The sequence below is a fragment of the Streptomyces niveiscabiei genome (assembly GCF_001419795.1).
Classification (GTDB): Bacteria; Actinomycetota; Actinomycetes; order Streptomycetales; family Streptomycetaceae; genus Streptomyces; species Streptomyces niveiscabiei.
In genome coordinates, this window is the sequence record NZ_LIRL01000586.1 from 1 (window position 1) to 11371 (window position 11371).

The window sequence follows — 11371 nt, forward strand, 5'->3', positions numbered from 1 at the left end:
CTACGGCTCGCCCTGCGGCTTCTGGCGGCGCTCGCGGCGGTCACGGGGGCCGCGCTGGGGTCGGTCGCGGCGGTGGTGACGTGCTGCGGGGTCCTGCTGGCGTCCCTGGCGGCCGGGCGAGCGGGCCGGGGCGTGGGGGTCGCGGGGCTGGCCCTGGCGACGGCGTCGCTGACGGCGCTGACCTGGGCGGTCGCGGCGGGCGCCCCGCGCGGAGGGCTCGCCGAGGTGCTCGACGGTCAGCTCACGCCCCGCCGGATCGCCCTGTGGCGCGAGGCCCTCCACCTCGCCGAGACGCGTCCGGGGCTCGGCGCGGGTCCGGGGAGCTTCGCCGAGCTGAGCGCCACGGCCGCGCAGTCGCCGCTCCCGGACGGCCGCCCGCACTCGGCGCCCCTCCAACTGGCCGCCGAACAGGGCGTCGTGGGCGTCCTGCTGCTGGCCGCCGCCTTCGCCTGGCTCCTGCACGCCCTGTGGCGCTCGCCCCGCCCCACCCCGGTCGCCCTCACGGCGGGCGCCTGCCTGACCGCCCTCGCGGCCCTCGCCCTGGTGGGCAACGTCCTGAGCTTCACGACCGTCTCGGCGGGCGCGGGCCTCCTGGCGGGCATCGCGACGGCGAGCCCCCTGCCGCAGGAGGCGCGGGAGCCGGACGGGGTGGTGCGGGCGTACGAGGAGGACGTGGCGGGGTGAGGCTTCGTGCGCGCGGGGGCGCCTGTGCGAAAACCGGGCCTCTACGCGCGCGGGGTGCTGCTCAAAACCGAGCCACTACGCGCGCAGGGGGCTGCTCAAAACCGAGCCTCACGCGCGTGCCTGCCAGAAGCGAGCCGCAGTTCACCGCCTCAGTGGGCCGCCCCCGGCCTCGCCGACCGCAGCCGGTCCCTGATGACCCGTACGGCCGCCTCCGCGTCGTCCACGGTGATCGTGAACGTGTGCCCGTCCCAGAGCCGCAGCACGACGCCCTCGCCCCGGCGTACGACGACGGCGGTCCCCTTCTCGGGCCGCCACCGGTAGCCCCACCCGCCCCAGTGGCGCGGCGTGACGTGGGGGTCGAAGTCGGCGTCGGCGACCTGCGCGAGGGGGATGCGGCGGCGTGGCAGCCCCATGTGCCCGCAGCGCACTTCGAGGCTGTCGCGGTCGACCTTGAGGGCGACGTGGAGGAAGGCGAGGGTGCCGAAGAGGACGAGGAGCCCGGCGGCGATGCAGCCGACGACGGACATCGCGAGCGGCGCGACCCCGGAGGTCCACGCGGAGTCCACCGCGAGTTCGATGCCGAGTGCCATGCAGGCGGCGCCCGCGAGCGCGGGCAGCCACTGGAACCGGTTGGTGGCCCGTCCGGTCCACACGTCCGGATGCGGGGTCTGCTCGTCGTGCTCGTCTCGGGGATGGTCCCTCATGCCTACGAGGTTACTCAGGTTTCTCCCGGCGGGGAGCCCGTCTCGCAGAGTGACTGGTCCGAGCGGGTCACGCGCTACGAGGCGACCGTCGGGACCGGCAGCGAGCGGCCTTCCGCGTACGCGAACGCGGCGTCCGGCAGCACGCCCTCGCGCCCGTTGAGGAGCACGGTCAGCCCGCCGGTCGCGGGCGCGTGGGGCGCGGCCGGGACGCCGATGCGGCGCAGCGCCTGGGCGGCGACGGCGTCGGCGGAGGCGTGCAGGACGAGCGGGGGGCGACCGGGCCGCTGGAGGGCCGTACGGATGCGTTCGGCGAGGAGTTCGTAGTGGGTGCAGCCCAGGACGACGGTCGTCACCTCGTCCGGCGTGAGCGCGGCGGCGGCGGTGATCGCGGCGTCGATGGCGGCTTCGTCGGCGTGCTCGACGGCTTCGGCCAGGCCCCAGCAGGGCACCTCGGCGACGCTGACGCCGCCCGCGAAGTCCCGGATGAGGCCGCGTTGGTAAGCGCTGCCGGTGGTGGCGGGGGTGGCCCAGATGACGACGGGGCCGCCGAGAGCGGCGGCGGGCTTGATCGCGGGGACGGTGCCGACGACGGGGATGCCGGGCTCCAGGCGCGCGCGCAGGGCGGGCAGGGAGTTCACGGTGGCGGTGTTGCAGCCGACGATCAGCGCGTCCGGCGCGTGCGCGGCTGCGGCCTCGGCGACGGCCAGCGCGCGCGTGGTGACGTCCTCGGGGGTGCGCGGGCCCCAGGGCATGCCCTCGGGGTCGAAGGAGAGGACGAGATCGGCGTCGGGGCGCAGTCGCCGTACCGCAGCGGTGGCCGCCAGCAGGCCGATTCCGGAGTCCATGAGCGCGATCTTCACCCGGCCACGATAGACGATGGCCCGGCCCTGGCCCCGGCCGTGGGGCACACTGCGCTGGTGAGCGCCTTCGTGTGGATCGCCGCCGTGTCCCTCGTCGCCTGGCTGTGGCTGCTGCTGTGCCAGGGCTTCTTCTGGCGCACGGACGTGCGTCTGCCGCCCGCCCCCGAGGAGCCCGCCGACTGGCCGGACGTGTGTGTCGTCGTCCCCGCGCGCGACGAGGCGGCCGTCCTGCCGCTGAGCCTGCCGTCCCTGCTGGCGCAGGACTATCCGGGCCGGGCGGAGGTCTTCCTGGTCGACGACGGCAGCACCGACGGCACCGGCACCCTCGCGCGCGCACTGGCCGACGAGCACGGCGGTCTGCCGCTGACGGTGTCGTCGCCGGGCGAGCCGCCGGCCGGGTGGACGGGCAAGCTGTGGGCCGTACGGCACGGTGTCGCGCTGGCCCGCGCGCGGGAGCCCGAGTTCCTGCTGCTGACGGACGCCGACATCGCGCACGCGCGGGGCAGCCTGCGCGGCCTGGTGGCGTCGGCGCGCGCGGGGGGCTACGACCTGGTGTCGCAGATGGCGCGCCTGCGCGTGGAGAGCTTCTGGGAGCGGCTCGTCGTCCCCGCTTTCGTGTACTTCTTCGCGCAGCTCTATCCGTTCCGGTGGATCGCGCGCGCGGGCGGGCGTACGGCAGCGGCGGCGGGCGGCTGTGTCCTGCTGCGGACGGATGCCGCGCAGCGGGCGCGGATCCCGGACGCGGTGCGGCACGCGGTGATCGACGACGTGGCGGTCGCGCGGGCCGTCAAACGGAGCGGCGGGCGGATCTGGCTGGGGCTCGCGGAGCACGTCGACAGCGTGCGGCCGTATCCGCGTCTGCACGACCTGTGGCGGATGGTCTCGCGCAGCGCGTACGCGCAGTTGCGGCACAACCCGCTGCTGCTCGCCGGTACGGTCCTGGGGCTGGCGCTGGTGTACCTGGTGCCGCCGCTGGCGTTCGTCGTGGGCCTCGCGGCGGGGAGCGGGCCCGTGGCGGCCCTGGGCGGGCTCGCGTGGGCGGTGATGACGGCGACGTACGTCCCGATGGTCCGCTACTACCGTGAGCCCCTGTGGCAGGCGCTGCTGCTGCCGTTCACGGCGTTCCTGTACCTGCTGATGACGGTGGACTCGGCGGTGCAGCACTACCGGGGGCGGGGAGCGGCGTGGAAGGGGCGGACTTATGCGCGCCCGGAAGCCGTCCCGGACGAAAGTTGATTACTCAAGGAAAAGGCTTTCTCCGCCTATTCGCCGCCACTCCTTCACTTCCCGTCCGGCTTCACTTCCGGCCCGGCGTCCAGTTCATGCCCCACCCATAAGCGCGGTCGACGGTCCGCTGCGGACTCACCCCGCGCTCCGGGACGAGATACCGCGCCTCCCTGCGGACGACGAGATCGCCCCCGGTGTTGGTGATCAGCGCGAGCGCGCACACGGTCGACGCGACCGTGCACTCGTCGAGGGAGAAGTCGACCGGCGCGCCGTGCTGCGGCCTCAGGGTGACCGTCGCGTGCAGGTCGGCGAACGAGCGCGCGCCCGCGTAGATGGTCACGAACACCAGGACGCGGCGCAGGGCGGCGGCGTGGTCGAGGTTGACGGTGAGGTTCTCGCCGGCCGCGACGGCGCCGGTGCGGTCGTCGCCGTCGAGGTGGATGTAGGGCGGCCTCTCCAGCGCGCCGAAGGCGTTGCCGAGGGCCTGGACGACGCCCTTGCGGCCGTCGGCGAGCTCGTACAGGGCGCACAGGTCGAGGTCGAGGCCGGTGTGCGCGGAGCCGGAGCGGGACTGCCAGTTGAGGTTGACGCGCAGTGCGCCCGACGTACCGCCCTGCTTGGTGAGCGAGACGGACGGGGCGGATTTGGTGAGGGTGACTTTCGTGAGCCGTACGGGAGGTGCGGTGTGCTGGGGTTCGTCGACGGTGATGCCGTAGTCCGTCGCGAGGCCCTCCAGGCCGCTGTCGTAGCCCTGTCCGACGGCGCGGAACTTCCAGGCGCCCTGGCGGCGGTACAGCTCGCCGAGGACGAACGCGGTCTCCACGCTCGCGCCCGCGGGGTCGAAGCGGGCGACGACCGTCCCGCGCGCGGTGTCGCGGACCTCGACGTACAGCCCGGGGACGCGCCCGAAGGGGCCGCCGTCGGCGGAGACGGCGAGCAGGACGGTCTCGACGTCGGGCTCCACGCGCGCGAGGTCGACGACGAGGGTGTCGGTGACGAGGTCGCCGGAGGTGCGCTTGCCCTCGTGATGGACGGTCCCGGACGCGTGCGCGGGCTGGTTGTAGAACACGAAGTCGTCGTCGGAGCGCACTTTTCCGCCGACGAGCAGGAGTGCGGAGGCGTCGACGTCGGGGACGCCGGGGCCGGTGCGGCGTCCGCATTCGATCGTCAGCGCCGTCGTGGGCACCGGTACGTTCGCTCCCTTGGACAGCGACGGCATGGGCATGCGGCCCCTTTCGGCTCCCGTTCAACTCCCGCCGAGGGGAGGGGAACACGTCCGTTCGGCCCCCGGAAACCCCGCCGGAACTTGCTCTTTACACAATTCCAACCCGCATTGTCGCCCCTTTTTCCCACGTTCGCTCGTATTGGGGATACAGGGCCACTCCCGGCACGGAAAACAACCCGCATACCCGTCTCCCCAACCGGCTCTTCGTGGGCTTACCTTAGGTGCCATGACCTCCCCCCGCTCCACCTATGGTGGCGGCTACTACTCGTCCGCCTCCTTCCCGGACACCCCGATCTACGACTCCCTCGTGGCCGAGCGGGGGACCCCGCAGATCGCCCCGATCCGGGTCCCGGCCGCCTACGACGTGCCGAGCATGCCGAGCGGCAACCTGCCCGCGCTGCCGTCGGCGCTGCCCGCCCTCCCGGCGGGCCCCTCGCAGGCGCCCTACGGCTATCCGCAGGCCCAGCAGCCCGCTCCGCTCCAGCAGGCCCCGGCGGCGTACGTCCCGCCGCAGGGCGCCATGCAGCGCGGGTACCCGGCCGCGCAGGCGCCGATGCAGCCCCAGCCGGGCCCGATGGGCGGGGGCACGATGGGCGGCCAGATGGGCACTCCCATGGGCGCGAACCCGATGGCGGGCGGTTCGGGGTACGAGGCGATGCGCCCGGCGGCGCCGCGCCCGAACCCGGCTCCCTACCAGGACCCGTACAACCAGCAGCAGTACCGCGGTTACTAGGTTCCCCGGGGCCGTCGCAGCCGCCTGGCAGGATTGCCCCATGGCCTCTGCGGAACTGCTGTCGATCCACGTCCATCCGGTGAAGGCGTTCCGGGGGGTGAGCCCCCGGGAGGCCGTCGTGGAGCCCTGGGGGCCGGCCGGGGACCGGCGGTGGGCGCTGGTCGACGACGGGGGGAAGGTCGTCACCCAGCGCCAGCGACCGCGTCTGGCGCTCGCCGCCGCCGAGCCGTTGCCCGGTGGCGGCGTTCTGCTGTCCGCGCCCGGTCTCGCGCCGCTGGAGGTCGCGGTGCCCGAGCCGGTGGAGACGGTCGTCGTGGAGATCTTCCGCGACAAGGTGGAGGGCGTCCTGGCCGACTCGCGCGCGCACGCGTGGTGCAGCGCGTTCCTCGGCGACGATGTGCGCCTGGTGCACATGGACGACCCGGCGACCCGCCGTCCGGTCGACCCCGAGTACGCACGCCCCGGCGAGACGGTCGGCTTCGCGGACGGCTACCCCCTGCTCGTCACGGCGACGGCCTCCCTGGACGCCCTCAACTCGCTGATCGCGCAGGGCGAGCACGCCGCCGAGGGCCCGCTCCCGATGAACCGTTTCCGCCCGAACGCGGTGGTCGGCGGCACCGAGCCGTGGGCGGAGGACGGCTGGTCGCGGCTGACGATCGGCGAGGTCGCCTTCCGGGCCGCGAAGAAGTGCGGCCGGTGCGTGGTGACCACCACCGACCAGGCCACCGCCGAGCGCGGCAAGGAGCCCCTGCACACCCTCGGCAGGCACCGCCGCATCGGCGGCAAGCTGGTCTTCGGCCAGAACCTGGTGCCCCTCACGCGCGGGGTGATCCGGGTCGGCGACCCGGTCCGGATCCTGGACTGAACCCGCCGGAATTTCCTCCTTCGTCCCGGGAACCAGCGGCCGGACCTCGGGCGTTGACGCTACGTGAGAAGTTCATGAGAGACCTCCGGCCGTCCCGGAGAGAGCCCTCGCGCAGGTGATCTGGCTCTCTCTTCGACCGGGATCGAGGATGAACGGCGGGCGCGGGGGTTATGACGGAGCGGGAAGGGGGTGCGAGGCGGTGCGAGCGATCCGTGGACTGTGGCGCTGGCGGCACAACCCGGTGCGCCGTACGACGGACCTGGTCGAGGCGTGGGTGGCGGCGGGCGCCCTGCTGCTGGTGCTGGTCGTCGCGCCGGTGGCCGGCATGGTCGTCGGCTCCTTCGTGCAGGACGCGCTCATGAGGTCGGTGCGCGACCAGGCGAGCACCCGGTTCGAGACGACGGCGACGGTCGTGAAGGAACTGAAGGGCTCCGCGTTCGTCACGGACCCGGAGGCCGTCTCCGGCCGGGAGGCGCGCAGCCGCGTGGAGGCCGACTGGACCGCGCCGGACGGCAGTTCGCACCACGGCCCGGTGACGGCCGCGCTGGACACCCCGCACGCGGGCGACCGCTTCTCCCTGTGGACCGACGACAAGGGCCGCCCGATGAGCCGCCCGCTGGACGTGGCGACGGCCAAGACCCACGCCGTGCTGGCCGGTCTGGGCGCCGCCCTGTGTGCTGCGGGCCTGGTCGAGAGCGCGCGCCGGGCGGTCGTGTGGACGATGGTCCGCCGCCGTTACGCCCGCTGGGACCAGGCGTGGGACCGCGCGGGCCCGGACTGGGGGCGTACCGGCACCGGCAGTTGAGGCGGGCGCACCACGCACCTCGCCGGTGGTCAACTCACCACCCGCGCGCACGCTACGGTGGACCAGCCGACCTTCTTCGGCATCGACCCGCGTATCACGAGGTGGGGGCACAGCATCGTCATGGCACAGGGCACGGTCCAGGTGACGCACACCGGTACATCGCGGTGGCGGCGCCGCACGGGTGAGTACGCTTCGCTCGCCGCCGCCCTGGAGGCCGCGGCCGACGGGGACGTCCTCACCGTCGCCCCCGGCACGTACCGGGAGAACCTCGTCGTCGAGCGTTCGGTCACCCTGCGCGGCCCCGAGGGCGCCCCCGGCTCGGTGCGGATCGCCCCCGTGGACGGCGTGCCGCTGACGGTGCGTGCCTCCGCCGTCGTCCAGGACCTGCACGTCGAGGGCCAGGACACGACGTCGCCCGCGCTGCTGGTCGAGGAGGGCACCCCGGAGCTGCTGGACGTGCGGGTCGTGACGCGCTCGGCGGCCGGCATCGAGGTGCGCGGCGGCGCGCGGCCGACGGTGCGCAGGTGCACGGTCGACAACCCGGCGGGCATCGGCATCGCCGTCCTCGACGGGGGCGGCGGGGTCTTCGAGGAGTGCGAGGTGCTGGCCGCCGGGCAGGCGGGGGTCGCCGTACGAGGGGGCGCGCACCCGCGCCTGGAGCGCACTCGCGTGCACCACGCCTCGGGCACGGGTGTCAGCGTGACGGGCGACAACTCGGCCCTGGAAGCGGTGGGCTGCGAGATCTACGAGGTGCGCGGCAGCGGCGTACAGGTCACCGCGCGCGCCACCGCGCACTTCACGGACTGCGATGTGCACCGCACCACCGCCGACGGCGTCACCCTCGACACGGACGCGGTGCTGACGCTCGCGGACTGCCGTATCCACGACATCCCGGAGAACGCGGTGGACCTGCGTTCGCGCAGCGTCCTGACGCTGACCCGCACCTCGGTGCGGCGGTTCGGCCGCAACGGCCTGTCGGTGTGGGACCCGGGCACGCGGGTGGACGCCAACCAGTGCGAGATCTTCGACAGCACCGGCGACTACCCGGCGGTGTGGGTCAGCGACGGCGCGACGGCCGTCCTGGACTCCTGCCGCGTCCACGACGTGCCGGACGCCCTGTTCGTCCTCGACCGGGGCTCGCGCGCGGACGTCGTCGACAGCGACCTCACGCAGGTCCGCAACACGGCCGTCTCGGTGAGCGACGGCGCGACCGCGCAGCTCGACGACTGCCGTATCCGCGAGGCCGCGACGGGCGCCTGGTTCCGCGACCACGGCAGCGGCGGCACGCTCAACAACTGCACGGTGGACTCGGTCCAGACCGGCGTGATCGTCACGAAGGGCGCCGACCCGACGGTCGAGCGGTGCACCGTCGACTCCCCCGCCGAGGCCGGGTTCTACGTGTCGGCGGGCGGCCGGGGCTCCTTCGTCGGCTGCAAGGTCACGGGCAGCGGCGGCTACGGCTTCCACGTGATAGACGGCAGCCGCACGACCCTGCGCAAGTGCCGTACGGAGCGGTGCGCGCGCGGTGGCTACGAGTTCGCGGAGGCGCCCGACTCGGCGCCCGGTTCGGGGCCGCTGGTCGAGGACTGCACGAGCGACGAGAGCGGCGGCGTGCGCACGCCCGCGGCGTCCGCCGAGGTGTTCACGCCGCGCGAGACGGCCGTGCAGACCGCCGCCCACACCCCCGGGCTGCTGAGCGCGGTCCCGGAGCAGCGGCCGGTCGTGGCGGCGGAGCCGTCGGTGTCCGAGCGGACGATGGAAATCAAGGCGCCCAAGGACGTCCTGGGCGAACTCGACGCGCTGGTGGGCCTGGACAGCGTCAAGCGCGAGGTGCGGGCGCTGATCGACATGATCGAGGTCGGCCGGCGCCGGCAGCGCGCGGGCCTCAAGGCGGCGTCCGTCAAACGGCACTTGGTGTTCACGGGCTCCCCCGGTACCGGCAAGACGACGGTGGCGCGCCTGTACGGGGAGATCCTCGCCGCGCTGGACGTCCTGGAGAAGGGTCACCTGGTCGAGGTGTCCCGGGTCGACCTGGTCGGCGAGCACATCGGGTCGACGGCGATCCGCACGCAGGAGGCGTTCGAACGGGCCCGTGGCGGCGTCCTGTTCATCGACGAGGCGTACGCGCTCTCGCCGGAGGACGCGGGGCGGGACTTCGGCAAGGAGGCCATCGACACGCTGGTGAAGCTGATGGAGGACCATCGCGACGCGGTCGTGGTGATCGTCGCCGGGTACACCGCCGAGATGGAGCGCTTCCTGGCCGTCAACCCCGGTGTGGCGTCCCGTTTCTCACGGACCATCACCTTCGGCGACTACGGCCCCGAGGAACTCCTGAGGATCGTCGAGCAGCAGACCGACGAGCACGAGTACCGGCTCGCGGGCGGCGCCCCCGAGGCCCTCCTGAAGTACTTCGAGGCGATCCCGAAGGGCCCCGCGTTCGGCAACGGCCGTACCGCGCGCCAGACGTTCGAGGCCATGGTGGAACGGCACGCGAGCCGCATCGCCCAGGTCCTGGAGCCGAGCACGGACGAACTGACCCTGCTGTACGCGGTCGACCTGCCCGAACTGCCGTAAGGAACAGGGGCGTTCGTACGGGGGCAAGCCCCACCCCGATCATGCTGCCCGCCGGATGGTGACGCGTCCGGCGTCCGGACAGCATGGTCGGCATGACGATTCCCCGTGTACTCGCCCTGTCGCTCGCGGCACTGACCCTGACGGCCACTCCGGCGACGGCTTCGGAACCCTCCGGCCTCGACTGGCGCCCCTGCGGCATCCCCGGCCAGGAGTGCGCCGACCTCTCCGTCCCCCTCTCCTACGACGACCCCGGCGGCCCTCAAGTCACCCTCGCCGTCTCCCGGTTGGCCAGCACGGACTCTGCGGCCCGGCGCGGCACCCTGCTGGTCATCCCCGGCGGGCCGGGCGGCTCCGGCATCAAGCGGCTCTCGCAGCAAGGGGAGGCGCTGCGGCGGGAGTTGGGCGGCACCTACGACCTCGTCAGCTTCGATCCCCGCGGGGTGGGCGCGAGTTCGCGGGCGGGCTGTGAACTTCCCGGTGAGGACCGGGAGTTGGTGACCCTGAGGTCCTGGCCCGCGGCGGACGGCGGAATCGCCGAGAACGTCGAGCGGGCCCGGCGTACGGCTCGGGCCTGCGCCGACAACGGCGGGCCTCTGCTGCGCAGCCTCAGCACCCTCAACGAGGTCCGTGACATCGACCGGCTCCGGGCTGCGCTCGGTGAGGAGAAGCTGTCGGCGTACGGGGTGTCGTACGGGACGTACGTGGGGGCCGTCTACGCGCAGAAGTATCCGACGCGCACGGACCGTTGGGTGCTGGACAGCAACGACGACCCCGATCCCCGCAAGGTCGCCCGGGGGTGGCTGGCGAACATGGCGGTCGGCGCCGAGGACCGGTTCCCGGACTTCGCGGCGTGGGCCGCCGACCCCGCGCGGGGGGACCTGCGGCTGGCCGAACGGCCGGAACAGGTACGGGAGTTGTTCCTGTCGCTCGCCGCCGGGCTGGACCGGCAGCCACGCGGGACGACCACTCCGGGTATGCCGCTGACCGGGAACCGGCTGCGGCAGGCGATGCAGACGGTTCTCTACAACGACGCCTCGTTCCCTCAACTCGCCCGGCTGATACGGCAGGTGATGGACCCGGCGGCCACCCCCGTGCTCACCCCGGACATCGCCGGGCCGCTGCCCGACGAGGACGCGGCGGTCACCATGGCGGTAATCTGCAACGACGTCCGCTGGCCGAACTCCGTGCCCGCGTACGAGCGTTCCGTCGCCGAGAACCGTGCCCGGTATCCGCTGACCGCCGGGATGCCGGCGAACATCACGCCGTGCTCGTTCTGGAAGGACGCGCCCGAGCAGAAGCCGGTCCGGATCACCGGCGACGGCCCGTCCAACGTGCTCATGGTCCAGTTCCGCCGCGACCCGGCCACCCCGTACGCGGGCGCGCTGAAGCTGCGCGCGGCACTCGGCGACCGGGCCCGGATGGTCACCGTCGAGGGCGGCGGGCACGGCGTCTACCTGGGCACGCACCCCTGCGCGGACCGGCTCGTGTCCCGGTACCTGCTGACGGGCGAACGGCCCGCGCGGGACGTGGTCTGCGACTGACCGGGGCGGGGGCCGACCGGGGCGGCAGCGGGCCCCGGCTCTCGCCGACCGGGCCAGTAGCAGGGCCGGCCGACAGCCAGCCCAGCCGGTGGCCAGTCAGAGCGCCGGCCTGACCCGCGCGCCAGCCGACCCGGGCGCCGGTCGGCCAGGGCG

Annotated in this window: 10 protein-coding genes; 7 read left to right on the forward strand and 3 right to left on the reverse strand. The window is 73.7% G+C overall.

All coding sequences use genetic code 11. The features are described from left to right. Nucleotides 1-684: O-antigen ligase family protein (locus AOK24_RS27070; protein ID WP_167376862.1), on the forward strand; the 684-nt coding region annotated here is incomplete at its 5' end. A 149-nt stretch (nucleotides 685-833) separates the two neighbouring features. On the opposite strand, the gene AOK24_RS27075 is transcribed toward AOK24_RS27070, so the two are convergent. Together AOK24_RS27075 and AOK24_RS27080 are read right to left on the reverse strand one after the other, a co-directional pair. Beyond that, on the reverse strand, nucleotides 834-1388 hold the full coding sequence (locus tag AOK24_RS27075; protein WP_055722677.1) for a hypothetical protein: 555 nt from the start codon (nucleotides 1386-1388) through the stop codon (nucleotides 834-836). Between the two features lie 74 nt (nucleotides 1389-1462). Then, nucleotides 1463-2248 carry a glutamate racemase gene (locus AOK24_RS27080; protein ID WP_055722684.1) on the reverse strand — a complete coding sequence of 262 codons (786 nt, stop codon included), beginning with the start codon at nucleotides 2246-2248 and terminating at the stop codon, nucleotides 1463-1465. A gap of 69 nt (nucleotides 2249-2317) precedes the next feature. On the opposite strand from AOK24_RS27080, the gene AOK24_RS27085 reads away from it, so the two are divergent. Further along, nucleotides 2318-3484: a glycosyltransferase gene (locus tag AOK24_RS27085; RefSeq protein WP_206191272.1), complete on the forward strand. Its 1167-nt coding sequence runs from the start codon at nucleotides 2318-2320 to the stop codon at nucleotides 3482-3484. Between the two features lie 61 nt (nucleotides 3485-3545). On the opposite strand, the gene AOK24_RS27090 is transcribed toward AOK24_RS27085, so the two are convergent. After that, nucleotides 3546-4700 carry a TerD family protein gene (locus tag AOK24_RS27090; RefSeq protein ID WP_055722679.1) on the reverse strand — a complete coding sequence of 385 codons (1155 nt, stop codon included), beginning with the start codon at nucleotides 4698-4700 and terminating at the stop codon, nucleotides 3546-3548. 226 nt (nucleotides 4701-4926) lie between these two features. On the opposite strand from AOK24_RS27090, the gene AOK24_RS27095 reads away from it, so the two are divergent. The 5 genes from AOK24_RS27095 (at nucleotide 4927) to AOK24_RS27115 (ending at nucleotide 11218) form a co-directional block, all read left to right on the forward strand. Beyond that, on the forward strand, nucleotides 4927-5433 hold the full coding sequence (locus AOK24_RS27095) for a DUF6643 family protein (RefSeq protein WP_055722680.1): 507 nt from the start codon (nucleotides 4927-4929) through the stop codon (nucleotides 5431-5433). 40 nt (nucleotides 5434-5473) lie between these two features. Then, a complete protein-coding gene (locus AOK24_RS27100; RefSeq protein WP_055722681.1) occupies nucleotides 5474-6298 on the forward strand; it encodes an MOSC domain-containing protein in 825 nt (274 codons plus the stop codon). 199 nt (nucleotides 6299-6497) lie between these two features. Continuing rightward, complete coding sequence (locus tag AOK24_RS27105; RefSeq protein ID WP_055722682.1) at nucleotides 6498-7103, forward strand: Rv1733c family protein; 606 nt, start codon at nucleotides 6498-6500, stop codon at nucleotides 7101-7103. Nucleotides 7104-7223: 120 nt separating this feature from the next. Further along, nucleotides 7224-9677 (forward strand): right-handed parallel beta-helix repeat-containing protein, encoded by a 2454-nt coding sequence (locus AOK24_RS27110; RefSeq protein WP_055722685.1) that lies wholly within the window; start codon nucleotides 7224-7226, stop codon nucleotides 9675-9677. An 83-nt stretch (nucleotides 9678-9760) separates the two neighbouring features. Next, nucleotides 9761-11218 (forward strand): alpha/beta hydrolase, encoded by a 1458-nt coding sequence (locus AOK24_RS27115; protein ID WP_055722683.1) that lies wholly within the window; start codon nucleotides 9761-9763, stop codon nucleotides 11216-11218. The last annotated feature ends 153 nt before the right edge of the window (nucleotides 11219-11371 follow it).